General features: G+C 38.8%; 18 protein-coding genes, 8 tRNA genes, 2 rRNA genes and 1 pseudogene. 20 read left to right on the forward strand and 9 right to left on the reverse strand.

Translation table 11 applies throughout. From position 1 onward, the window contains the following. The 15 genes from V192_RS0117110 to gor form a co-directional block, all read left to right on the forward strand. A 23S ribosomal RNA gene (locus V192_RS0117110) occupies nucleotides 1–1,523 on the forward strand; the annotation flags it as partial. A 96-nt stretch (nucleotides 1,524–1,619) separates the two neighbouring features. Beyond that, nucleotides 1,620–1,735 (forward strand): 5S ribosomal RNA (rrf, locus tag V192_RS0117115). 15 nt (nucleotides 1,736–1,750) lie between these two features. Then, nucleotides 1,751–1,823, forward strand: a tRNA-Val gene (locus tag V192_RS0117120). A 6-nt stretch (nucleotides 1,824–1,829) separates the two neighbouring features. After that, nucleotides 1,830–1,902, forward strand: a tRNA-Lys gene (locus V192_RS0117125). Between the two features lie 12 nt (nucleotides 1,903–1,914). After that, nucleotides 1,915–1,996: transfer RNA gene (locus V192_RS0117130), tRNA-Leu, on the forward strand. 33 nt (nucleotides 1,997–2,029) lie between these two features. Continuing rightward, nucleotides 2,030–2,102, forward strand: a tRNA-Thr gene (locus V192_RS0117135). Nucleotides 2,103–2,110: 8 nt separating this feature from the next. After that, a tRNA-Gly gene (locus tag V192_RS0117140) sits at nucleotides 2,111–2,181 on the forward strand. A 14-nt stretch (nucleotides 2,182–2,195) separates the two neighbouring features. Next, a tRNA-Leu gene (locus V192_RS0117145) sits at nucleotides 2,196–2,281 on the forward strand. 98 nt (nucleotides 2,282–2,379) lie between these two features. Next, a tRNA-Arg gene (locus V192_RS0117150) sits at nucleotides 2,380–2,453 on the forward strand. Between the two features lie 85 nt (nucleotides 2,454–2,538). Then, nucleotides 2,539–2,612: transfer RNA gene (locus tag V192_RS0117155), tRNA-Pro, on the forward strand. Between the two features lie 160 nt (nucleotides 2,613–2,772). Beyond that, a complete protein-coding gene (locus V192_RS0117160) occupies nucleotides 2,773–3,240 on the forward strand; it encodes a CtsR family transcriptional regulator (protein ID WP_025873511.1) in 468 nt (155 codons plus the stop codon). Between the two features lie 4 nt (nucleotides 3,241–3,244). Beyond that, nucleotides 3,245–5,734: an ATP-dependent Clp protease ATP-binding subunit gene (locus tag V192_RS0117165; RefSeq protein WP_025873512.1), complete on the forward strand. Its 2,490-nt coding sequence runs from the start codon at nucleotides 3,245–3,247 to the stop codon at nucleotides 5,732–5,734. Between the two features lie 240 nt (nucleotides 5,735–5,974). Next, entirely contained in the window at nucleotides 5,975–6,895 is a 921-nt protein-coding gene (locus tag V192_RS0117170) for a peptidase U32 family protein (protein WP_025873513.1), read from the forward strand. A 13-nt stretch (nucleotides 6,896–6,908) separates the two neighbouring features. Beyond that, complete coding sequence (locus tag V192_RS0117175) at nucleotides 6,909–8,150, forward strand: peptidase U32 family protein (protein WP_025873514.1); 1,242 nt, start codon at nucleotides 6,909–6,911, stop codon at nucleotides 8,148–8,150. A gap of 65 nt (nucleotides 8,151–8,215) precedes the next feature. Beyond that, nucleotides 8,216–9,568, forward strand: a complete 1,353-nt coding sequence (gene gor, locus V192_RS0117180) for a glutathione-disulfide reductase (protein WP_025873515.1) — start codon at nucleotides 8,216–8,218, stop codon at nucleotides 9,566–9,568. A 42-nt stretch (nucleotides 9,569–9,610) separates the two neighbouring features. On the opposite strand, the gene V192_RS0117185 is transcribed toward gor, so the two are convergent. The 4 genes from V192_RS0117185 to V192_RS0117200 form a co-directional block, all read right to left on the reverse strand. Then, entirely contained in the window at nucleotides 9,611–10,597 is a 987-nt protein-coding gene (locus V192_RS0117185; protein WP_025873516.1) for a polyprenyl synthetase family protein, read from the reverse strand. Between the two features lie 39 nt (nucleotides 10,598–10,636). Beyond that, nucleotides 10,637–11,164, reverse strand: a complete 528-nt coding sequence (locus V192_RS0117190) for a Gx transporter family protein (RefSeq protein WP_029948326.1) — start codon at nucleotides 11,162–11,164, stop codon at nucleotides 10,637–10,639. A gap of 48 nt (nucleotides 11,165–11,212) precedes the next feature. Beyond that, nucleotides 11,213–11,635: a NusG domain II-containing protein gene (locus V192_RS0117195; protein WP_025873518.1), complete on the reverse strand. Its 423-nt coding sequence runs from the start codon at nucleotides 11,633–11,635 to the stop codon at nucleotides 11,213–11,215. A gap of 108 nt (nucleotides 11,636–11,743) precedes the next feature. After that, the gene (locus tag V192_RS0117200) at nucleotides 11,744–13,651 is read right to left on the reverse strand and encodes an NAD(P)/FAD-dependent oxidoreductase (RefSeq protein ID WP_025873519.1); all 1,908 of its coding nucleotides are present in this window, start codon (nucleotides 13,649–13,651) and stop codon (nucleotides 11,744–11,746) included. Between the two features lie 266 nt (nucleotides 13,652–13,917). Between V192_RS0117200 and pplA the strand changes: the two genes are divergently transcribed. The 3 genes from pplA to menA all read left to right on the forward strand — a co-directional run bounded on the left by pplA (nucleotide 13,918) and on the right by menA (nucleotide 17,058). Continuing rightward, nucleotides 13,918–14,847, forward strand: a complete 930-nt coding sequence (pplA, locus tag V192_RS0117205) for an extracellular electron transfer flavoprotein PplA (protein ID WP_025873520.1) — start codon at nucleotides 13,918–13,920, stop codon at nucleotides 14,845–14,847. A gap of 172 nt (nucleotides 14,848–15,019) precedes the next feature. After that, the gene (locus V192_RS0117210) at nucleotides 15,020–16,093 is read left to right on the forward strand and encodes an FAD:protein FMN transferase (protein WP_025873521.1); all 1,074 of its coding nucleotides are present in this window, start codon (nucleotides 15,020–15,022) and stop codon (nucleotides 16,091–16,093) included. 11 nt (nucleotides 16,094–16,104) lie between these two features. Then, nucleotides 16,105–17,058: a 1,4-dihydroxy-2-naphthoate polyprenyltransferase gene (menA, locus tag V192_RS0117215; protein WP_025873522.1), complete on the forward strand. Its 954-nt coding sequence runs from the start codon at nucleotides 16,105–16,107 to the stop codon at nucleotides 17,056–17,058. Nucleotides 17,059–17,141: 83 nt separating this feature from the next. On the opposite strand, the gene V192_RS0117220 is transcribed toward menA, so the two are convergent. Both V192_RS0117220 and V192_RS0117225 read right to left on the reverse strand, forming a co-directional pair. Continuing rightward, a complete protein-coding gene (locus V192_RS0117220) occupies nucleotides 17,142–18,128 on the reverse strand; it encodes an LPXTG cell wall anchor domain-containing protein (RefSeq protein WP_025873523.1) in 987 nt (328 codons plus the stop codon). Between the two features lie 132 nt (nucleotides 18,129–18,260). Beyond that, on the reverse strand, nucleotides 18,261–19,247 hold the full coding sequence (locus V192_RS0117225; RefSeq protein WP_025873524.1) for a biotin--[acetyl-CoA-carboxylase] ligase: 987 nt from the start codon (nucleotides 19,245–19,247) through the stop codon (nucleotides 18,261–18,263). 177 nt (nucleotides 19,248–19,424) lie between these two features. Here V192_RS0117225 and V192_RS0117230 point away from each other — a divergent pair, with 177 nt between their 5' ends. Continuing rightward, nucleotides 19,425–19,637: a zinc ribbon domain-containing protein gene (locus V192_RS0117230; protein WP_025873525.1), complete on the forward strand. Its 213-nt coding sequence runs from the start codon at nucleotides 19,425–19,427 to the stop codon at nucleotides 19,635–19,637. Between the two features lie 63 nt (nucleotides 19,638–19,700). On the opposite strand, the pseudogene V192_RS20580 reads toward V192_RS0117230, so the two are convergent. The 3 genes and pseudogenes from V192_RS20580 to V192_RS0117245 form a co-directional block, all read right to left on the reverse strand. Then, a pseudogene (locus V192_RS20580) lies at nucleotides 19,701–20,503 on the reverse strand (ABC transporter ATP-binding protein). Next, on the reverse strand, nucleotides 20,503–21,453 hold the full coding sequence (locus tag V192_RS0117240) for an ABC transporter permease (RefSeq protein ID WP_035011567.1): 951 nt from the start codon (nucleotides 21,451–21,453) through the stop codon (nucleotides 20,503–20,505). Before V192_RS0117240 ends, V192_RS20580 begins: the two are co-directional and overlap by 1 nt. 71 nt (nucleotides 21,454–21,524) lie before the next feature. Then, complete coding sequence (locus tag V192_RS0117245) at nucleotides 21,525–22,502, reverse strand: ABC transporter substrate-binding protein (protein WP_025873527.1); 978 nt, start codon at nucleotides 22,500–22,502, stop codon at nucleotides 21,525–21,527. Between the two features lie 515 nt (nucleotides 22,503–23,017). Between V192_RS0117245 and V192_RS0117250 the strand changes: the two genes are divergently transcribed. Further along, the gene (locus tag V192_RS0117250; RefSeq protein ID WP_025873528.1) at nucleotides 23,018–23,590 is read left to right on the forward strand and encodes a hypothetical protein; all 573 of its coding nucleotides are present in this window, start codon (nucleotides 23,018–23,020) and stop codon (nucleotides 23,588–23,590) included. Nucleotides 23,591–23,629: the final 39 nt, after the last annotated feature.

The raw sequence follows: 23,629 nt of genomic DNA on the forward strand, positions 1-23,629 counted from the left end.
CCTAAGCCGAGGCCGATAGCGTAGGCGATGGACAACAGGTTGATATTCCTGTACCAGTTGTTTTTGTTTGAGCAATGGAGGGACGCAGGAGGCTAAGGAATGCATGCGACTGGAAGTGCATGTCCAAGCAGTAAGTCTTGAGTAGAGTCAAATGCTTTACTCTATACGGACAAGCTGTGATGGGGAGGGAAATAATAGTACCGAAGTTCCTGATGTCACACTGTCAAGAAAAGCTTCTAGTGAGAAAACAACTGCCCGTACCGTAAACCGACACAGGTAGTCGAGGAGAGTATCCTAAGGTGAGCGAGCGAACTCTCGTTAAGGAACTCGGCAAAATGACCCCGTAACTTCGGGAGAAGGGGTGCTGACTTCGGTCAGCCGCAGTGAATAGGCCCAAGCGACTGTTTATCAAAAACACAGGTCTCTGCAAAATCGAAAGATGAAGTATAGGGGCTGACGCCTGCCCGGTGCTGGAAGGTTAAGAGGATGGGTTAGCTTCGGCGAAGCTCAGAATTGAAGCCCCAGTAAACGGCGGCCGTAACTATAACGGTCCTAAGGTAGCGAAATTCCTTGTCGGGTAAGTTCCGACCCGCACGAAAGGCGTAACGATTTGGCACTGTCTCAACGAGAGACTCGGTGAAATTTTAGTACCTGTGAAGATGCAGGTTACCCGCGACAGGACGGAAAGACCCCATGGAGCTTTACTGTAGCTTGATATTGAGTGTTTGTACCACATGTACAGGATAGGTAGGAGCCGATGAACCCGGAACGCTAGTTCGGTGGAGGCGCTGGTGGGATACTACCCTTGTGTTATGAACCCTCTAACCCGCACCACTTATCGTGGTGGGAGACAGTGTCAGGTGGGCAGTTTGACTGGGGCGGTCGCCTCCTAAAGAGTAACGGAGGCGCCCAAAGGTTCCCTCAGAATGGTTGGAAATCATTCGCAGAGTGTAAAGGCAGAAGGGAGCTTGACTGCGAGACTTACAAGTCGAGCAGGGACGAAAGTCGGGCTTAGTGATCCGGTGGTTCCGCATGGAAGGGCCATCGCTCAACGGATAAAAGCTACCCTGGGATAACAGGCTTATCTCCCCCAAGAGTCCACATCGACGGGAGGTTTGGCACCTCGATGTCGCTCGTCGCATCCTGGGGCTGTAGTCGGTCCCAAGGGTTGGGCTGTTCGCCCATTAAAGCGGCACGCGAGCTGGGTTCAGAACGTCGTGAGACAGTTCGGTCCCTATCCGTCGCGGGCGTTGGAAATTTGAGAGGAGCTGTCCTTAGTACGAGAGGACCGGGATGGACTTACCGCTGGTGTACCAGTTGTTCTGCCAAGGGCATTGCTGGGTAGCTATGTAGGGAAGGGATAAACGCTGAAAGCATCTAAGTGTGAAGCCCACCTCAAGATGAGATTTCCCATTTCTTTAAGAAAGTAAGACCCCTGAGAGATGATCAGGTAGATAGGTTGGAAGTGGAAGTGCAGTGATGTACGGAGCGGACCAATACTAATCGGTCGAGGACTTAACCAAAGAAACGAAATAAAAAAGGTTTTTTCGGAATTTGATTACCTACTTCAATCCAGTTTTGAGTGAATAATCACTCAACTTAATAGTTACAACACCCAGTGTGGTGGCGATAGCGAGAAGGATACACCTGTTCCCATGCCGAACACAGAAGTTAAGCTTCTTAGCGCCGATTGTAGTGAAGGGTTTCCCTTTGTGAGAGTAGGACGTCGCCACGCTAAACGTGTTGTATTGGAGGTTTAGCTCAGCTGGGAGAGCACCTGCCTTACAAGCAGGGGGTCGGCGGTTCGATCCCGTCAACCTCCATTTTTTGAGCCGTTAGCTCAGTTGGTAGAGCATCTGACTTTTAATCAGAGGGTCGCAGGTTCGAGCCCTGCACGGCTCATAGAAATATTTTGCGGGTGTGGCGGAATTGGCAGACGCACTAGATTTAGGATCTAGCGCCTTACGGCGTGGGGGTTCAAGTCCCTTCACCCGCATTTTAAGTCTCGTTTTTGACAAGGCGAACATACGCCGGCTTAGCTCAGTTGGTAGAGCATCTGATTTGTAATCAGAGGGTCGAGGGTTCAAATCCTTTAGCCGGCATCCAGACTGCGGAAATAGCTCAGTGGTAGAGCACCACCTTGCCAAGGTGGGGGTCGCGGGTTCGAACCCGTTTTCCGCTTAGCTTGTTCTAACGCCGGGGTGGCGGAACTGGCAGACGCACAGGACTTAAAATCCTGCGGTGAGTGATCACCGTACCGGTTCGATTCCGGTCCTCGGCATTGCTTTGAAACACTATGAATGGCAATTCYAAAATTGACAGAATAGATGTTGACAAGTACGAAGCAGATGAATRCATCTGACTTTGTTCCTTGTTTTAGCACCCATAGCTCAACTGGATAGAGTGCTTGACTACGAATCAAGAGGTTAGGGGTTCGACTCCCTTTGGGTGCATAGTTGAAATGTTTGGCTGCACTTTAGAAGGTAATGAAGTATTAGTTCCTTTTAAACGTTTAGTCTTTTTTTATTATTATAGCTACGGGAAGTAGCTCAGCTTGGTAGAGCACTTGGTTTGGGACCAAGGGGTCGCAGGTTCGAATCCTGTCTTCCCGATTTTAAGAACAGAGTAAATACTCTGTTCTTTTTTTGTTCTACTATTTAAATATAGAAAAATATTTATCTTTTTTTATCAAATTAGGCATTCTCCTTTATTAAACAGTTGAAGTTATGTATAATTAAGGTCAGTATTAGTCAAGGGAAAAGGATGAGTGTGATGAGTAATCAAAATACTTCGGATTTAATAGAAGCATATTTAAAGAAGATTCTTGAAGAAAGCAGTAAAATTGAGATTCGCAGAGCTGAAATGGCTCATTTATTCAATTGTGTTCCTTCCCAGATTAATTATGTCATCAATACACGTTTCACGATTCAACGTGGTTATTCTGTTGAAAGTAAACGAGGCGGTGGTGGTTATATCAGAATCGCTAAAGTACAAATTTCTGATAGTGATCAATTATTAAAACAAATCGCCCAATTTACGGGAAATGAACTCTCAGAAAAAGATGCGTTGATTTTTGTACAGAAGTTGTATGAAGAAGAGGTTATCACTAAAAGAGAAGGAAATCTGATGTTGTCTGTTCTTGGAAAGCAAGTTTTAGGCAAAGCAGGATCAAATGAAGATTATTTACGTGCTCAATTGATGCATTCATTTTTAGAACGTTTGAGTTACGAGGAGGAATGATAAAATGGACGAATTATTTACAGAAAGTGCCAAAGCGGTATTAGCTATTGCACAAGAAGAAGCAAAATATTTTAGGCATCAATCTGTTGGCTCAGAACACTTACTATTAGCATTAGTTTTAGAACCAAATGGTATTGCAGGAAAATCATTACGTCAGTTGAATGCAGATAAAAATGATATTCGCGAAGAAATCGAGCACTTAACAGGCTATGGAACTGTTAAGGCCTATCCTAAAGGTGTTTATTTACCTTATTCTCCTCGTGCAAAACAAATATTTACTTATGCAGGTGATGAGGCAAAACGTTTGGGCGCACCAAACATTGGAACTGAACATATCTTATTAGGTTTATTAAGAGATGAAGATATATTAGCTTCACGTATTTTGTTGAATTTAGGATTAAGTTTATCTAAAATGCGTCAGTTATTAATGAAAAAAATCGGAGTTACTGATCCGCAAATGAGTGGTAATGTTGGTCGTCGTAGAAATAATCAAGCACAGAAAGCAGCACCTAAAGGAACACCGACTTTAGATTCATTAGCACGTGATTTAACGAAATTAGCGCGCGAAAAAGATCTTGATCCAGTTGTTGGTCGTTCACAAGAGGTTAGACGCTTGATTCAAATTCTGAGTCGTCGTACAAAAAATAATCCAGTTTTAGTTGGTGAACCAGGTGTTGGTAAGACCGCAATCGCTGAGGGTTTAGCACAAAAAATTGTGAACGGTGAAGTACCTGAAGATATGCAGGAAAAACGTTTGATGATGTTAGATATGGGCGCTTTGGTAGCTGGTACTAAGTATCGTGGAGAATTTGAAGATCGATTAAAAAAAGTCATTGATGAAATTTATCAAGACGGTGAAGTGATTTTGTTTATCGATGAATTGCATACTTTAATTGGTGCAGGTGGTGCTGAAGGTGCGATCGATGCATCAAATATTTTAAAACCAGCACTTGCAAGAGGAGAATTGCAGACAATCGGTGCAACAACTTTGGATGAATACCAAAAATATATCGAAAAAGATTCTGCTTTGGAACGTCGGTTTGCTCGTGTGCAGGTTGATGAGCCAACGCCAGAAGAAGCCGAAGAAATTTTAAAAGGCCTTCGTTCTCGTTATGAAGAACATCATGGTGTAGAAATCACGGATGAAGCTCTGCATGCAGCAGTTCAATTATCTGTACGTTACATCAATTCACGCCAATTACCAGATAAAGCCATTGACTTGATGGATGAGTCTTCAGCTAAAGTTCGTTTAGATTTAGCAGATGAACCTTCTGAAATCAATAATTTACGTGTAGAAATCGCTCGTTTAGTTCAAGAAAAAGAAGAAGCGATTCAGTCCCAGTCATTTGAAAGTGCAGCAAGATTGCGCCAAAAAGAGAAAAAACTAGCACGTAAATTGGAAAATATTTTATTACTAGAACAAAAAGAAGCTTCTGGTTACGCGAATCAAGTGACAGAACAAGATGTTGCAAATGTTGTTTCACAATGGACAGGTGTGCCGTTGCAGCAGTTAGAGAAAAAAGAAAGTGAACGTTTACTTGAACTAGAGAGTATACTTCATCATCGAGTAGTTGGTCAAGATGAAGCTGTTCAAGCGGTGTCACGTGCGATTCGTAGAGCCCGTAGTGGCTTGAAAGACCCAGACAGACCAATTGGTTCATTCATGTTCTTAGGCCCAACAGGTGTCGGTAAAACAGAGCTTGCCAAAGCACTAGCTGAAACAATGTTTGGTAGTGAAGATGCCCTTGTTCGAGTGGACATGTCTGAATTTATGGAAAAATATAGCACTAGTCGTTTGATTGGTTCTCCTCCAGGTTATGTGGGGTATGAAGAAGGCGGCCAGTTAACTGAAAAAATCCGTCAAAAACCATATTCCGTCATTTTATTGGATGAAGTGGAAAAAGCGCATCCAGATGTCTTCAATATTCTATTGCAAGTATTAGATGATGGCCATTTAACTGATTCAAAAGGACGTAAAGTGGACTTTAGAAATACAATTTTGATCATGACATCAAATATTGGAGCAACAGCGATTCGTGAAGAAAAAAATGTTGGTTTCAATGTAAAAGATCTGACAAAAGATTACGATGCGATGCAAAAACGAATTATGGAAGAACTGAAAAAAGCATTCCGTCCAGAGTTCTTAAACCGTGTGGATGAGACAGTTGTCTTCCGTTCATTGGACCAAGAAGAAATCCATGAAATCGTGAAAATCATGAGCAAATCTATCGTTCAGCGTTTGAGAGAGCAAGACGTCAATGTGAAGATCACAGCTGCAGCCATCGAAGTGATTGGAAAAGTTGGTTTTGATCCAGAATATGGCGCACGACCGATTAGACGTGCGTTACAAAAAGAGGTGGAGGATCGTTTAAGTGAAGCATTACTTTCCGGTCAAATCCATCTAGGTGATAAAGTAACCATTGGTGCAAGTAAGGGCAAGATAACCTTGAACGTCAAATCCCCTAAACCTGAACAAGTATTACAAACAATTTAATAAAAAAATCAATAATTCGCTGTGCAAAACGAATCCGTTTTGTACAGCTTTTTTATTTTAATAAAAGTAAAACTATAGCATTTATTTTGTGAAAAATGTACGTTAAAATAAAGAGAGGCTATTGGAAAGTTTGTGAACCTGTGCTACTATAAAACAGTTGTTAGAAGACTATGGAAAAAAGTAAAAAGACATTTTTTTAGGGCTGAACGAATCCACTCAGCTTTTAAAGGAGGATACAAAATGATTGAACTTATTGCGACTGCTGAGTCGATTGAACAAGCAGAGGCTTTGTTAGCAGTAGGAGTAGACACGTTATACATTGGAGAAGAGATGTTTGGATTGCGCTTACCAACGTCATTTTCTCGTGAGGAACAGCGGACTATTACAGAAAAAGCGCACGAAGTTGGTAAAAAAGTAACGATTGCATTAAATGGCATTATGCATCCTGAAAAAATGAAAAAAGTGCCAGAATATTTGGCATTTTTACAAGAAATCAAAGTAGATCAAGTAACAGTGGGTGATCCAGGAGTCGTATTTGTGATGCAACGTGATGGAATCGATATTCCCTATATCTATGACGGGGAGACTTTAGTGACTAGTTCACGCCAAATCAACTTTTGGGCTAAACGAGGAGCAATTGGTGCGATATTGGCGCGCGAAGTTCCTTTTGAAGAAATGAAAGCGATGAAGGAAAACTTGATGGTTCCAGCAGAAGTCCTTGTTTATGGAGCTACATGTATCCATCAGTCTAAACGTCCATTGCTGCAAAATTATTACAATTTTACTAAAAACGATGAATCTGCTAGCAAAGATCGTGGATTGTTTATATCTGAACCAAAAAAAGAAGAAACACACTACTCGATTTATGAAGATAGTCATGGCACACATATATTTGCAGATAATGACGTAAATTTAATTGGTGAATTAGACAGGCTTCATGAATATAATTACACAAAGTGGAAACTTGATGGGATCTATGCGCCAGGAGAAAACTTTGTAGAAGTAGCAAAACTATTCGTAGACGCAAAAGAAAAAATCGAGACAGGTCTTTGGTCGAGTGAACAAGCTCAAGAAGCAATTGATCAAATCGAAGCTTTACATCCAGAAAACCGTGGGTTAGATATTGGATTCTTTGATTTAGATCCAGACGAGATAAAATAAGGAGAAAAAACACATGACAAACGAGCGAACATTGAAGCGTCCTGAGGTCTTAGCACCAGCAGGGACGCTAGAAAAACTAAAAACAGCCATTCATTATGGAGCAGATGCGGTATACATTGGCGGAAATGCTTATGGTTTACGTAGCCGTGCAGGTAATTTCACAAAAGAAGATATGATCGAAGGCGTAGCATTCGCCAAAGAACATGGAGCAAAAGTTTATGTAGCAGCAAATATGGTTACTCATGAAGGAAATCAAGAAGGTGCAGGGGACTTTTTCAGAGAAATCCGCGATGTTGGTATTTCTGCTGTAATCGTATCTGATCCAGCTTTGATTGAAATTTGTGCAGCAGAAGCTCCAGGTTTGCCGATCCATTTGTCTACACAAGCGTCAGCTACGAATTATGAAACATTAGAATTCTGGAAAAACGAAGGACTTGAACGTGTTGTATTGGCGCGTGAAGTATCGATGGATGAAGTAGCTGAAATCCGTAAAAACACAGATGTGGAAATAGAAGCATTTATCCATGGGGCAATGTGTATTTCTTATTCAGGTAGATGTACGTTGTCTAACCATATGTCAATGCGAGATGCTAACCGAGGCGGTTGTTCACAATCTTGCCGCTGGAAATATGAGCTTTACGATATGCCTTTTGGTGCTGAGCGTACAAGTTTAACTGATAAAGGTGAAGTGGAAGAAGAATTTTCAATGAGTGCGGTGGATATGGCAATGATCCAACATATTCCTGAACTGATTCAAAATGGTGTGGATAGTTTTAAAATTGAAGGTCGTATGAAATCAATCCACTATGTTTCAACTGTAGCGAATGTGTATAAAAAAGCTGTTGATACGTATATGGAAGATCCGGAAAATTATGAATGTAAACAAGAATGGATCGATGAACTATGGAAAGTCGCTCAAAGAGAGCTTTCAACAGGTTTTTATTATCATGTTCCGACTGATGAAGAACAATTATTTGGAGAGCGACGCAAGATTCCTCAATATAAATTTATCGGTGAAGTTATGGCATATGATGCTGAGACAAAAGTTGCAACGATTCGTCAGAGAAACCATTTCAGTGTTGGCGATGAAATTGAATTTTACGGTCCTGGGTTCAATCACTTCCATCAAACGGTAGAAGTTATGTATAATGAAGAGAACGAGTCGATCGATCGGGCACCAAATCCAATGATGATTTTAACAATGCCGGTTGTAGAAACAGTAGCAGTTGGCGATATGATTCGTAAGAAGAAATAAATAAATTAAGTGAGGGATTGGCTGTTACAGCTTGTCCCTTTCATTGCAGAGAGGATAGGTAAACAATGGCAAAACAATATGATTACATCGTAATTGGTGGTGGAAGCGGCGGAATTGCTTCTGCTAATCGTGCAGGTATGCATGGTGCTAAGGTTTTATTAATCGAAGCAGGTGACATCGGCGGAACATGCGTCAATGTTGGTTGTGTACCTAAAAAAGTGATGTGGCAAGCAAGTTCAATGATGGAAATGATGAAGCGTGATACAGAAGGATATGGCTTTGACGTAGATGTAAAAGATTTTAGTTTTAAAAAGCTTGTTCAAAATCGTGAAGCCTACATTGATAATTTACATGCGGCGTATCATCGTGGATTAGATAGTAATAAAGTAGAAGTTTTATCTGAATATGCAACATTTGTTGATGATCATACAATCAAGGCGGGGGATGAAACATATACAGCGCCCAATATCTTGATTGCCACTGGCGGTCGTCCTAAAAAGTTAGGGATTCCTGGTGAAGAATACGCAATAGATTCTAATGGTTTTTTTGCCTTAGAAGAACTGCCAAAACGAGTCGTGTTTGTGGGAGCAGGTTATATAGCCGCTGAACTTGCTGGAACGATCCATGGTTTGGGTGCGGAAACTCATTGGGCATTTAGAAAAGAACGTCCGTTGCGGGAATTCGATGAGATGCTTTCTGAAAAAGTGGTTGAGCACTATCTTGAAGATGGGATGCATATTTATCCTCATTCAACACCTCGTTCAATTGAGAAGTTTGAATCTGGAGAATTGATGATTACCTTTGAAAATGGGACTAAAATCACAGCTGATAGCATTGTATTTGGTACAGGACGTCAACCAAATACAGATACGCTAGGTTTAGAGAATACACATATTGAGTTGACAGATAAAGGCTATGTAAAAGTCGACAAATTCCAAAATACGACTCAATCAGGTGTATATGCCGTTGGAGATGTCATTGGTAAAATCGATTTAACACCTGTTGCTATTGCGGCAGGAAGAAGATTATCAGAACGTTTATTTAATGGGAAAGAAAATGAATATTTAGACTACGAAACGATTCCGACCGTTGTCTTTACTCATCCACCGATTGCGACAGTTGGTCTAACTGAAATCGAAGCTGAAGAAAAATACGGTGATGAAAATATCAAAATCTATCAATCCACTTTTACGCCGATGTATTTTGCGCTAGGAGAGTATCGCCAAAAATGTGATATGAAACTAGTTTGTGTGGGTGACGAGGAAAAAATCGTTGGGTTGCACGGAATAGGTTTAGGTGTAGATGAAATGCTGCAAGGTTTTGCAGTAGCTATTAAGATGGGGGCGACGAAAAAAGATTTTGACAATACAGTCGCAATTCACCCAACAGGTTCAGAAGAATTTGTAACGATGAGGTAAGAAAAAAGACAGGGCGGAAAAAATCGCCTTGTCCTTTTTTTCTTAATTTGTTCTTGCAAGAATTGCTTGTGTAATAGTTAAGAGTTTACCTTTAGCGTCAGCTGATGTATCAGGCAGTTTAGTGATGCCTTTTAAGGCTTGTTGTGTATATTTTTCTGCAAGTTTTTGTGCCTTAGCAACACCGTCAAATGAATGAACCAGTTCGTAGATTTTATTGGTTTCAGCATCAGTCAATGCTTCCCCTTTTTCTAGATAGGGAAGTAAAACTTCTTTTCCTTCTTCTAAAGCGTATAATAAAGGAAGCGAATAAACACCTTGACGGACATCTTCTAAGACAGGTTTCCCAATTTGTTCAGGACTTTGCGTATAGTCTAAAACGTCATCAATAATTTGAAAAGCAATACCAATGTTTTCCCCGATCTTTCCGCAATTTTTAGCAAATCGTTCCGAAGTTCCACTTTCGTAAGCTCCAACAAAACAACTTAGTGAAAAAAGCTCAGCAGTTTTACCAGAAATGTTTTCAAGATATTGATCGATCGTCATCTCAAGGTTATAGCGATTGTCCATTTGGCCTAATTCACCGCTTAGTATTTTTTCCATGCTTCGGGAATTTAACTGGATGCTCTTTAATGAAGAAGAGTAGTCAGCCAACAATTTGAAACAACTGACAAATAGATAATCACCAGCGTAAACGGCTGTGCTATTGCCAAATTGAGACCGAATAGTTGGTAAGCCGCGTCTTATATCTGCATCATCTACAATATCATCATGAATCAATGTTGCAGTATGCAGTAATTCAATAGCGGCGGCAAGAGCAACTGTTTTTTTCGACTCTCTATTCTCTCCAAATTGAGAAAATAGAAGTTGATAAGCTGGTCGAAGTAACTTTCCACCAGAATGAATCATCGACATAACGGCATTTTCGACTTCTTTGTTTTTCAAATTAACACTATTTTCCATCAGCTTTAGTGTGCTGTTTAATTCTTTTGCTAGTTCAGGATATTTTTTCCACATTGGGTGAATGTTCATAAAATGACTCCTTTGATTGTACTCGATCAGACTAAGATGTTATTGGAAATATTGACTCCATTTATGCTTGGTTGTTGATTCATAATTCAATTGAAATTGTCGCAAGGTTTGAACATGACGAAGTAAGTAGTTGGCTGCAATACCTATGGCGATCCCAGATAATAAGCCGATAAATGAAAGAAACGGTAGATAAAGCATTGGAGCCCACGATTGCGCAAAGAAACAAGTGGTCAATAGCTGCCCAACGTTATGCAAAAATCCACCTGCAGCACTAATACCGATAATGCTGACGCGTTTTGGTCCTAATTGCATGATGAGCAACATACCAAAATAACTAAGTAGAGCGCCACTAGCGCTGTAAAAGAAGGTCGAGATCGTTCCGCCAAGTAAAGTCGTCAAAATTAGACGCATGCAAACTAAAAAGAAACTGTCTCTTTTTCGCATTGTGAAAATAGCAATGATCGTAATCAAGTTAGCCAGTCCAAGCTTTGCACCAGGAGCGAAAGCAAAGGGATAAGGAATCATATTTTCAATCAAACCAATGATCACACCCTGAGCGACTAACATGGAAATATAGATGTTTTTTGTAATTTACTCATAAAATGTTGGCAATGTTTAGTATATCAAACTGCCATCCTCACTCCCGTCAGAAGCTTCAACTGTGATGAATAAATTATGGGGCAAACACGCAATCGGTGTTTCTCCAGCTTTAGATATCCAGCCTCGTTGTACGCAAATTTGATCTCCGCAATTTGTTTCTGCCATACGGATTTTATCTCCACTAACTTCAATCACATTGTAATCACCATCAGTGGCTTCGTATCTGTATGTATAAGTAGGGCCATCTTCTTTTAAGTCGAAGACCTTGATAACTTCACCGTCTACTTTTAGTACTGCCTGTTTCGTGGCATCATCTTGTGCTGTGTTTTGTATGCCAAAAACAACAAGGGGCAAGAAAGAACTGATCGTTAGAAGTAAAATAATGACAATATCCCAAGGACGTATATAACTTTTTTGAATAAATTCTTTAAAATCCAACTCTTTCCTCTCCTTTGTAGTTTTTAGTTTAATATATTCTATCATAATGAGAAAAGAAAGTTCTAGGAGTAAACCTAGAACTCTCTTAGATTTTTACTATAAAAGTAATTATTTGCTGCCGTATCTAGATTTAGGTGTTCCGTACCACCATTTACCTAATGTACGTTGTACCCAAGGGATGACCCAGCGGTCTAAACCAAGTGAACGTCCAGATCCATTCATCAAAGCAAAAGCTACAAAGATAAACCAAATATTTACCCAGTAGAACATGCCTGATAGACAGAATGCAATAGTTAAACCAATTGTAGCAGCACTACTTAACCATGTGAATAATCCAGCGATCAATGCTAAAGCGATCAACACTTCAACGATCGTCATGAATTTTTGCATGAATAAAGCAACTTCTTGGTTTGGCATCATGAACTTCATCACACTTTCAAACCATTTAGGCATGTGATCAAAGACTTGCATTGGTTCTTCACCATATGCATAGCTTAAACCAAATTGAGCAGCTTTAGCTGTTGTTTCAGTTGCCTCAGCACCGCCACCTGCAGCAGATGCACCAGTCGTTACTTGTTCTTGTAACCATGGGAATGGGAATGCAACTTTATCTGTAAACCATGAACCGTCACCAAACCAAGTACTTGGTTTCAAGTAATCACCAGTTCCGACAATTTTCTTCATAGATTCGACTAACCAAACCATACCATAGAATACACGTAATGGAACACTCCATAAAACATTACCATAACGTGAAGAATGTCCGCGTGTTACATTACGATCATCTTTAATATGGAAGAACTCGTGCATGATATATTGGAACATGTAATAACCAGAACGAATATCAAAGAAATATTTCAAGTTAACGATGTGTTTCATGATGATTGCTAAGAAACCGCTAAGGTGAATTTTATCAAATAAGTTCGCAACACCCCATTTAGCGCCGACAGAAACCATGAATCCTTGATAATTTCCTTTGAATTTGTGTTTTTCGCTACCTTTAATATCAGCTACGATATTTGCTGCAGCAGTGTGACCTGTTTGTTCAGCAGCTTGAACGATTTGTGGTGTTGGTGTTTCAGGAAATTCTTCGTAATAAACCAAGTCACCAACAATATAAATGTTTTTGTCTTCATAACCTTTAGCTTGCATAAATTCATTTGCGATCAAACGATTTCCACGAGCAGATTCTAAACCGAAGTCAGCAGCATCAGAAGTTGCTTTGACACCAGCAGTCCAGATCAATGTGTGCGTAGGAACTGTAGAACCATCTTTTAATTTGATGTGATCTGCAGCGACTTCAACGATTGGTGCGTTAAGCAACAATTTTACATTTTTCTTCTCTAAGTAACGTTCAGCTTTTGCAGCATCATTACGAGATAACATGTTTAAGATTGTCGGCATTGCTTCAACGACCATTAATGTAAATTCATTAGGGTCAAGTTTAAAGTCTTTGGCAAGACGATCTTTCCAGTCGATCAGTTCGCCGACCATTTCAATACCCGTAAATCCTGAACCACAGACAACAAATGTCAGCATTGCTTTACGAACTTCTGGATCTGGTTCGATAGCTGCTTTTTCAACTGTTTCCAAGATATGTTCACGAATTTTCAGAGAGTTTTCAAAAGACCATAGAGTAAAACCATGTTCTTTAACTCCAGGGGTACCAAAATCATTTGGTTCGCCACCCATACCGATGATCAATTGGTCAAATTCATAAGAACCTAACTTTGTTTGAACAACTTTTTTGTCTTTATCGATACCAGTTACAGTGTCTGTTACAAGAGTAACATTCTTTTTACGTGAGAATAAACGTTGTAGATCGTACTGAATCGCTGAAGGCTCAACGCGTCCTCCGGCTACTTCGTGCAGCTCAGTCATCATGGTGTGGTAAGAATGACGATCAATTAAAGTAATCTCAACGTCAGAATCTTTTTTCAATTTTTTGGCTAAAAATTTAGTAGCTGAAACTCCAGCATAACCAGCTCCCACAACGACAATTTTTTGCTTTGTCATTGATAATCCGCTCCTTAAAATAAATGAAATGAAAAATGATAATAATTACACAATCGAATTCATTATAAAGCCATTTTTAGGTTTTGTCTAATAACAATTCTTAAATATAGGAAATAATTTTTTTTTATTAAAAAGTCGTGAAAAACGGGTAAAATTTTGTCTTTCTTTTATAACTTTAATTGACATAATTGGAAAATTCTATAGAATGTAAATTATATCACAAACAAAATTTGTGAATGCATAAGAAAAGGAAAAGGTGAACAAAAATGAAAATGAACAAAATTGTAAAGGGCTTCACAGCTATCGCACTTTCATCTCTTTTATTAGCAGCATGTGGATCAGATCAAAAGAAAGACACAGCGAAATCTTCTGAATCAACTACTGCAACATCAAAAACAGCTGAATCTTCTACAGTAGCAGAAAAAGAAGCTGGTGCAGATTTACAAGATGGTACGTATAAATTAGAAGAAAAAAATGAATCTAATGGTTACCGTGCAACATTTGAAATGACTGTTAAAGATGGTAAAATCACTGAATCTAAATATGACAATATCAATGCTGATGGCAAATCAAAAGCAGATGATAAAGACTACAACAAAAATATGAAAGACAAATCAGGTGTAGGTCCAGATGAATACATCAAAGAATTAAACGAGTCTTTTGTTAAAGCACAAAGCGCTGATGGCGTAGAAGTAGTAACAGGAGCGACTCACTCTAGTGAATCATTCCAAAACTATGCACAACAATTGATCCAAGCAGCTCAAGCAGGAGATACTAAAACAATCGAAATCGATAATGGTGCTGACCTTAAAGACGGTACGTATGCATTGAAAGAAAAAAATAATTCAAATGGCTACCACACTGAATTTTCAATCGTTGTTAAAGATGGTAAAGTAACAGAATCTAACTACGATAATGTTAATGATGAAGGCAAATCTAAAAAAGATGACGCTGACTACAACAAAAACATGAAAGACAAATCAGGCGTAGGCCCAGCTGAATACATCAAAACATTGAACGAAGAATTAGTTAAAGCAATGAATGAAGAAGACGGCTCAGCTGCAAACGTGGAAGTAGTAACAGGCGCAACTCACAGCTCTCACTCATTCGTAATCTATGCAGAACAATTAGTGAATGCTGCTGAAAAAGGCAATACTGATGAAATCGTTGTAGACAACATCGTAATGAAAAAATAATTTTTTACACAAGTGAACTAAAAAATATATATGTGGCAGAATTCAGGTATGACTCTGAATTCTGCTTTTATTTTTATCAAAATACATAAATAGTAGATAGAAAATCCTTCCCATTCACGAAAAAAAGCGCTACTATAAACAAGACAATTTTCTATTTAGAAAGAGGGATATGATGAAGAACAAAAAAACACTAATCACTATAGTAATAGCATTATTTTTAGTTGTTTTAGCAGGATGTAACTCCAAAGACACGCAGTCAAAAATCAATAAAGAACCTTATTCAGATCAACAATCATTGTTAGGAACATATGTCCAAGTAAGAATCTACGATGATGGAAAAGAAGATGTTTTGGAAAAGGCATTTGACCGAGTAAAAGAATTGGGCGATAAAATTACTGTAAACGAAAAAGGCTCTGAAATAGATGAAATCAATGAACAAGCTGGTATCAAACCAGTCAAAGTTTCTGATGATATTTATCCGTTATTGAAACGTGCCTATGAATACAGCGAGGATTCTGCTGGCGGTTTTGATATGGCGATCGGACCGATCACACAATTATGGCATATTGGCTTTGACGATGCGCGCAAACCTTCACAAGAAGAGATCGACCAAGCGTTAAAATTAGTTGATTATCATAAAGTGAAATTAAATGATGAAGATAAGACAGTCTACCTTGAAGAAAAAGGTATGCAGCTTGATTTAGGTGCAATCGCAAAAGGATTTATTACAGATGAAGTGGTCAAAGTGTTAAAAGACAACGGTGTAACAACTGCAATCGTTGATTTAGGCGGAAATGTTTATGTGCTTGGACATAGTCCTCGTGGCAAGGATATGGATTGGAATGTTGGAATCCAAGATCCTAACAAGGCACGTAATACAGTAGTTGGAACTGTTCAAGAGAGTAATAAAACGTTGGTAACCTCTGGAATCTATGAGCGCTTTTTAGAAGTAGATGGAAAAAGCTACCATCATTTATTCGATCCAAAAACGGGTTATCCTTTTGACAATGATATTGCCGGTGTAACGGTAATCACAAATAAATCGATCGATGGAGATGGATTATCAACAGCAGTCTTTGCTATGGGCGTCAAAAAAGGCTTAGAATATGCTGAAGGACTGAAAGATGTCGATGTGATTTTTGTTACTAAAGATGACAAGGTATTCGTAAGTAAAGATATTGAAAAAGTTTTTGAGTTAGGAAAAGATTCAGGTTACACGATGGGTGATCGTAAAGACCTGAAATAAGGAGAACGGATATGTCGTTGAAAGTATTTTTGCAGGTAGTGGAAATTCAGACGAAATTAGCGAGTCTGTTTCCTTTTGCAGTTGGGGTATTATTTTCTATTGCTTACTTTGGTCAGTTACAAGTAGGATATACAGTATTGTTTTTTATTGGAATGGTTGTCTTTGATATGGCAACGACAGCAATCAATAACTATATGGATTTCAAGAAAGCGAAGTCTGAAGTGTATAAATATGAAGAAAATATTATAGGTAGTTCTGGAATTGCACCAACGCTCGTTAGAAATATGATTTTTGGGATGATTGCTTTTTCAGCAGTAATCGGTCTCTTTTTAACGGTCAAAACGGGTTGGCTATTCTTAGTGATGGGCGGCATATGTTGTTTTATTGGTATATTTTACACATTTGGACCGATTCCGCTTTCGCGAATGCCTTTAGGTGAAGTATTTAGCGGTTTTACAATGGGATTGGGTATTTTTGCGATGACGATTTATTTGAATGTTCAAGAAAATCGTCCATTTTATTTATTGTTAGACTGGCATCGAGGAACATTTGCTTTGACGGGGAATTTGTGGGCAGTACTCGCCATTATTTGGGCCTCTTTACCGATGGTGTTTACGATTGCAAATATCATGCTGGCAAATAACTTGAGAGATTTAGATACAGATATTGAAAATCATCGTTATACGTTGGTTTACTACGTTGGTCGGGAGCATGGGGTGGTTTTATTCCAAGCGTTGATGCTAGCGTGTTATGCAGTTGTTTTGCTTGGATTACCGTTTGGCGTATATCACTGGCCGATTTTGACCGTCTTTGTATCGTTGCCAGTTGTTTGGAAAAATCTTCAGCTATTCAAAAAAGAATTACCCCACCCTAAAAGCTTTGGTTATTCGATAAAAAATTTGATGGCGTTTAACGGAAGTTATTTAGTAGGGTTATTGTTGACGATTGTTTTAGAAAAAATATAAATAAAAAAGAAGAAAGCAGTAACCAACAACGACTCTGCTTTCTTCTTTTTTACGATCTATTTTAACAACCCTTTTTTTTAAAACTACTTTTTATTCTTTTTACTTTTAATAAATAGAAATAGCACAGCTAATAAAATAATAGCGATACCTACAATTGAATAGTAAACAGTTTTCTTTTCTCCAGTATTTGGGAACAGGCCTTTTTTCTGTTCTTCTTTTTTAGCAGTTGATGACTCGGTGCTTTTAACTGGTGTAGAACTATCTGCTGTACCAACTGCTGCTCCGGCAAAGGTTTTGTCATTCAATGTGCATATAGGTGAATAATCTCCTGTTTCTGGAGAAAAAACTGTAAAAGTGAAATTATCTTTATACGGAAGGGTAAAATAACCTTCCGCGTCCGTCAAAATGGGAGCGTGAACATCCCAATTTGTATACGGATAGAACTCTTTTATATTTGTAGGCAGACTGTCAATCATCCCACCGTAAACAGCAACGTTACTTGTTGAAGCACCATCTGTAGCCACAATTTTTCCCTTAATTTGATTGTTATCCGAGTCATAAGAGACGAATTGAATATCAAAAGTAGGGGTAGATTTCGCTACTAAATACTGCATATTTAGCTTAACTTCTTGTTTTTCTCCTTGATTTTCTTCCAATGGATACAGCATGAAGCTCACTTTGACTGAATTTTTTCCTAATTTTTCTGTTGAAGCCTCTTCTAACAGTTTAAGATCCCTATATGCAGTACCATGAAACCCAGCATCTTTGGAAAGCAATTCAGCGGTCACTTTTTCTCCTGGAAAGACAACTACTGTTGTGGAAAGAAGATTAACGCCGTCATACATATTTTGAATCGTACTGGATGTTTCTGTAGCACTTGAATCTACTGTGGAAGAAACGCTACTATCAACTGTTTTCTCATCATTTTTTTCTATGTTTTGTGTTGAAGCTGCTACTTCCGAAGAGCTTTCAATTTGTGAAGGTTCAGATGTAGATGTTGTTTCCTCTGCAAAACTTGTGATTGGAAGCGCAAACGATAATGCAACCAAACAAAAAACCAATTTTTTCATAATCATTCTCCCTTTGTAATATTCGTATCATTCGCAATACAAATGTAACATAAGTGAAATATATAGCAAATAGTTGTAAGAAAAGAATCTTTTTTCTTAAGAAATTCTTAATGTTTTTGTTTGGCAAGTGGTTTAAATCGTCGGGTTTATTTTATTAAGACTGATTTCTCCAGAAGAAAGTACTTTTTCTGTTTTATCATGAAGTTGAACAACCAATTCACCATGATCGTTGATTGCTGTAGCGATCCCTTCATAGTCGACTCCGGCTTGTGTAAATGAAACTGTTTTGCCAAGGACAAAAGATTTTTGGCGGTATTCTTCTAAGAAACCTTGTTCTGGTAGTCGATTTAGTATGGCGTAAAATTGATTCCAGATTGCTCCGATCAATTCGTTTCTTGTGATAGTTGGTTCATTTTCTGGAAATAGGGAGGTTGCTTTTTCTCTTAGGTCTTTTGGAAATTCATTTTGTTTCAAAGAAAAATTGATACCCATACCGATAATGACATTCGAGATTTGCCCAGATTCAACATCGCTCATGGCTTCTGATAAAATACCACAGACCTTTTTCCCATTGATATAGATGTCGTTGACCCACTTGATCTCTGTTTTAACTTTGACCAAAGTATCCATCGCACGTGCGATTGCGACGGCCATAATCACAGTATATTGCGCCATTTCTTCGAAATTTTGATTAGGCCTTAGCAGCATACTCATGTAGATGCCACTGCCAGCCTTTGAAAAGAACGGTCGACCAAAGCGTCCTTTGGGTGCTTCTTGGATATCTGCTACGATCAATGTATTATTTGGTTCGCCGTTGATTGCGGCTAGCTTAGCATCTTTCATTGTGGACTCCGAGGCGTTTAAAACAGTGATTGAAAGATCGGGCGTTGTAGGTTCTAAAGTTAGACGAATCCCTTCTATAGATAAAACATCTGATTTATCATAGGAGTAGCCTTTGTTGCGGCTGCTAGTGATAAGATGTCCTTCTTTTTTCAATTCATTGATTGCTTTCCAGATGGCAGTTCGAGACAAGGAAAGTTCTTGAGCCATCTCTTCACCAGAAATAAATGCTGGGGCTTGTTTCATTAATAGAGTTAACACCTGGCTTTTTGTAGACATAACATCCGCTCCTTTATAGTAATTTCATTGTAGCTGATGGGTACAGCGAGGGTCAACCACAATACGGCTGAAAGAGGAGAGGAAAATCCTTCTTAAGATGTATGATTTCTTTTGCAGGACTTGCTATACTTGTGTGGTAGGAACGAAAGATGATTATAGAGATGGAGTGGGGAAAAAATGGAAAAGCAACAATATGTTTGTGATAAGTGCGGCAACACGCATTATGTGTCAGATCAGTTTCAAGCAACAGGAGGAAACTTTTCGAAGATCTTTGATATACAAAATAAAAAGTTTATTACGGTTAGTTGTACGAAATGTGGGTTTACGGAATTATACCGTGGGCAAACATCAGATGGTTGGAATGTTCTAGACTTTTTAATGGGTGGCTAATAGCCAATCCAATAAATAGAAAAAGGAACTTGAGTGCACGATTCACTCGAGTTCCTTTTTTGTCTAAACCAATAATAATTGGTCGTCTTTTAATTCAGTGCCGCTATTTTTGTGGAACATGTCCATCAATTCATTAACAGTCAAATCTTTTTTCTGCTCCTCAGGTACATCGACCACGACTTGGCCTTGATGAAGCATGATCAGGCGGTTGCCGTAGCAAATCGCATCTTCCATATCGTGTGTCACCATAAATGCAGTTAAATGTTGTTCTTGAATCAACTTTTCAGTCAGCTCCATGACAGTGATCGATGTTTTAGGATCAAGGGCTGCGGTATGTTCATCTAGTAAAATCAATTCTGGCGAATCAAGGTAGCCATGAGTAAAGTAATCGCTTGACGTTGTCCACCAGATAATAAACCAATTTCTGCACCTAGACGATTCTCTAGGCCTAAATTCAAGCTGGCTAATTGTTCTTTGAAGAAATGGCGGTCATTTTTGCGAACACCATTTCCCAAACCGCGTTTTTTTCCACGTTTCATAGCAAGTGCCATGTTTTCTTCTACAGTTAAACGAACAGCGGTCCCCATTTTAGGATCTTGAAACACGCGGCTGATTTGTTTTGAGCGAGCAACAACACGTTGTTTTGTGATGTCTTTGCCATTTAGTGTAAGTTGACCTTCTTCAATAGGTAAAGTTCCTGCGATGCTGTTTAGTAACGTTGACTTACCGGCACCGTTTCCGCCGATGATCGTAATGAATTCACCTGGATTGATCGTTAAATCGATTCCTTTTAATACGTGGTTTTCATTAACTGTTCCGCGTTCAAAATATTGGTGTAAGTTTTTGATTGTTAATACAGGTTGCATTAATTTGTGCCTCCTTTACGTTTTCCAAGTTTAGAAAAGCCTAATTTTTTTTGAATCAGAGGTGAAGAGAGACAGATGACCAGAATGATCGCTGAGAATAATTTTAAATCAGCTGGATCAACGCGCAACTCTAAAACGCAAGCAAGAATAAAGCGGTATAAGATTGCACCGATCACAATCGTAATCAAACGCAAACCAAGTGATTTATTTTTAAAGAGCACTTCAGCAATGATGATCGAAGCAAGTCCGATAACGATTGTTCCAATACCGGAATTCAAATCAGCAAAGTTATTATTTTGTACGAGTAAAGCACCTGCTAAAGCGATGCAACCATTTGAGAGCATATAACCGATGATTTTCATGTTATCTGTTTTGATTCCATTTGCTTCACTCATATCGATATTGTCACCCGTTGCACGGGTCGCTAAACCAATTTCTGTTTTGAAAAATAAGACAAGTAGAACAATTACAATCAGTACAATGATCGTACCGACAGCTATCGCACTGTTAACTTTAGAAAAACCTAGTGACTGAGCATGTGAGAAAATTGAATCTGTTCCAATCAAGGAAATATTTGGGGCACCCATGATTCTAGAGTTGATACTGTAAAGTCCAGTCATTGTAATGATCCCTGCTAACAAAGCGGGGATTTTTAATTTTGTGTGTAAAAGTCCAGAAACCAAACCTGCCAACATGCCAGCAATAAAAGCAATGATCAATGCAATAATCGGCGCTATCATATAATGACTATCAAATAAAGACTGGATCGGCGCCGGCCAAGTCGTTGGATCTTTAGCTAAAATAACTGCAGCGACAGCGCCACCTAAAGGAAAACTTCCTTCTGTCGTTAAATCAGCAATGTCTAAAATACGGTAAGTTAGAAAGACTCCAATGGCGAGTAAAGACCACAGAAGACCTTGTGAGGTTGAGGAAAGTAGTATGTCTAACAATAAAATCAGCTTCTTTCAATAATATTTATGTATTTCCCGCAGCTCTTGATTGAAGTGCGGGAAAAGTTCAATTAAGGCGCTTTAATAGTATCTGGATCGATATCTAAGGCTTTAGCCATATCTTTATTTACGAAAAGTTCTAAGTCTTTCGCTTTTTCAACAGGCATGTCCTCAGGTTTTGCTTCGCCTTTGAGAATTTTTGCGGCCATAACACCTGTTTGTTTGCCGAGTGATTTGTAGTCGATTCCGACGGTTGCCAAGCCACCTTCTTCAACTTGTTCGATCGAACCTGCGATGACAGGTGTTTTGTGTTCTTTGGCTACTTCGCCGATAACGGCAGCGGCTGAAGCAAAGGTGTTGTCAGTTGGAATGTAAATCGCGTCAACATCTTTTGCCAAACTGGTCGTTACTTGCTGGACATCGTTTGTAGAGTTAGCCGTTAGAACTTTCGATTTGATTCCGGCATCTTTTAAGGCTTTTTCAGCCATGTCAGCTTGAATCTTAGAATTTGCTTCACCAGCATTGTACATAATACCGACAGTTTTAGCGTCAGGCACGATGTTCAATAGCAAAGCAATCTGTTTATCGATTGGGACGATATCGGTTGTACCAGTGACATTTCCGCCTGGTTTTTCATCTGATTTGACTAATTTAGCGCTAACTAAGTCAGTAACAGCTGTGACTAGAATTGGGATATCCGTTGTTTCGTTCAACAATGATTGAGCTGCAGGCGTTGCGATTCCTAATAATAGATCTGGTTTTTCTTTGACTAATTTTTCGCTCATACTCTTTAATTGCGCTTGATCGTTTTGAGCATTGCTATAGTCAATCGTCAAATTATCACCCTCTTTAAAGCCATTATCAGCTAATCCTTCTTTAAATCCTTCAAATGCAGCATCCAATGAACCATGCTCAACGGGTTGTAAAACACCGATCTTTTTATTCTCGCTGTTTGTTCCACTATCCGCTTTTTTACCATCTCCACATGCGCCAAGAGTCAGTAGTGCTACTGCCGATATAATACTCAGTCCTAAAAGTTTCTTTTTCATCTTGATTCCTCCAATATAATTTGTTAAAACAAAAAATCCATTCAGACAATATGCCTAAATGGATTGATAAAAGTCGTAGGTAAACACTTCTTTATTCGCCACTTAGGATTGTCTACGTGGCTGTTTGTTCAGTACAAAGCGCTCTAGCCATCATAGATACAAAAACAGGTTTTTGCTGTTTGTACCCACGATTGCATGAATACAAAACTATCTAAAGTAGCTAAAGTAAGCTTTATTCAGTTGTGGGTTGATTGTGTGTGTCATAAAAAATCCCTCCGCAATTTGAATTGTGTTTAGTATAAAGGAAAGAGGAGCTTGCTGTCAACAGATTATTTTAAATTTTCTGAAAATTCATATAATAACTTTGTGGAAAAACGAATTCATGCTATAAAGATCTTTGTGAATTTTTTAAATTAATTCCAATAAAACAGATAAAAGGAGATATCTTTGTGAATTTTTGCTCGTTCATGCTACTATTTAGTTAAATAAATAGTCAATAATTAGGAGGATGTAGTATGATTTCGAAAAAATTGATCACATTAGGAACATTGGCGGCAACAGTATTGGTATTGGGAGCATGTAATAGTGACAATAAAGCGTCTAAAGATAGTTCTTCTGATAGTAAAACAGAAACGTCAATGAGTTCAAGTGTGGATGCAGTCAGTGGTGCGTCAATCAGTGATAAACCAGAAGTAATCGAAAAAGCGTTAAGTAAAGATGGAAACTGGATCGTTGCAGCGACAGCAGATTTGACATTTGATAAAGATGTAACTGTTGCAGGTGAGTTCCATGATAAAGGGGAAGAATCAGGCGATATTTATAGAAAATTAGCATTATACGCGCAAGATTCAGATAAAAAAGTGACAGCTGAGTATACAGTAACGGTTCCTCAATTGATCGTTGAAACAGAAAACTTCAATATTGTGAACGGGACTGTTAAAGGAGATATCTTGGTTAAAGCAAACGGCTTTGTTTTAAATGGAACAAAAGTTGAAGGAAACGTAACTTTTGAAAAAGAAGAATACAAAACTTCTGCTACTTTAGATAAAGAAGATGCTGAAGTAACTGGAGATATCACTGTTCAATAAAACTTGCTCTTTAGATAAATAAAAAAGGTGCTCAACTTT

The organism is Enterococcus crotali (genome assembly GCF_000633635.1).
In the GTDB taxonomy this organism is placed as follows: Bacteria; Bacillota; Bacilli; order Lactobacillales; family Enterococcaceae; genus Enterococcus_L; species Enterococcus_L crotali.

Coding starts and splice junctions, on each gene's coding strand:
- V192_RS0117225 (WP_025873524.1), bottom strand. CDS start 19,247: ATGTCTACAAAAAGCCAGGTGTTAACTCTATTAATGAAACAAGCCCCA.
- pplA (WP_025873520.1), top strand. CDS start 13,918: ATGAAAATGAACAAAATTGTAAAGGGCTTCACAGCTATCGCACTTTCA.
- V192_RS0117245 (WP_025873527.1), bottom strand. CDS start 22,502: ATGAAAAAGAAACTTTTAGGACTGAGTATTATATCGGCAGTAGCACTA.
- V192_RS0117170 (WP_025873513.1), top strand. CDS start 5,975: ATGATTGAACTTATTGCGACTGCTGAGTCGATTGAACAAGCAGAGGCT.
- V192_RS0117220 (WP_025873523.1), bottom strand. CDS start 18,128: ATGAAAAAATTGGTTTTTTGTTTGGTTGCATTATCGTTTGCGCTTCCA.
- V192_RS0117175 (WP_025873514.1), top strand. CDS start 6,909: ATGACAAACGAGCGAACATTGAAGCGTCCTGAGGTCTTAGCACCAGCA.
- V192_RS0117210 (WP_025873521.1), top strand. CDS start 15,020: ATGAAGAACAAAAAAACACTAATCACTATAGTAATAGCATTATTTTTA.
- V192_RS0117200 (WP_025873519.1), bottom strand. CDS start 13,651: ATGACAAAGCAAAAAATTGTCGTTGTGGGAGCTGGTTATGCTGGAGTT.
- menA (WP_025873522.1), top strand. CDS start 16,105: ATGTCGTTGAAAGTATTTTTGCAGGTAGTGGAAATTCAGACGAAATTA.
- V192_RS0117250 (WP_025873528.1), top strand. CDS start 23,018: ATGATTTCGAAAAAATTGATCACATTAGGAACATTGGCGGCAACAGTA.
- V192_RS0117185 (WP_025873516.1), bottom strand. CDS start 10,597: ATGAACATTCACCCAATGTGGAAAAAATATCCTGAACTAGCAAAAGAA.
- V192_RS0117230 (WP_025873525.1), top strand. CDS start 19,425: ATGGAAAAGCAACAATATGTTTGTGATAAGTGCGGCAACACGCATTAT.
- V192_RS0117165 (WP_025873512.1), top strand. CDS start 3,245: ATGGACGAATTATTTACAGAAAGTGCCAAAGCGGTATTAGCTATTGCA.
- gor (WP_025873515.1), top strand. CDS start 8,216: ATGGCAAAACAATATGATTACATCGTAATTGGTGGTGGAAGCGGCGGA.
- V192_RS0117160 (WP_025873511.1), top strand. CDS start 2,773: ATGAGTAATCAAAATACTTCGGATTTAATAGAAGCATATTTAAAGAAG.
- V192_RS0117190 (WP_029948326.1), bottom strand. CDS start 11,164: ATGTTAGTCGCTCAGGGTGTGATCATTGGTTTGATTGAAAATATGATT.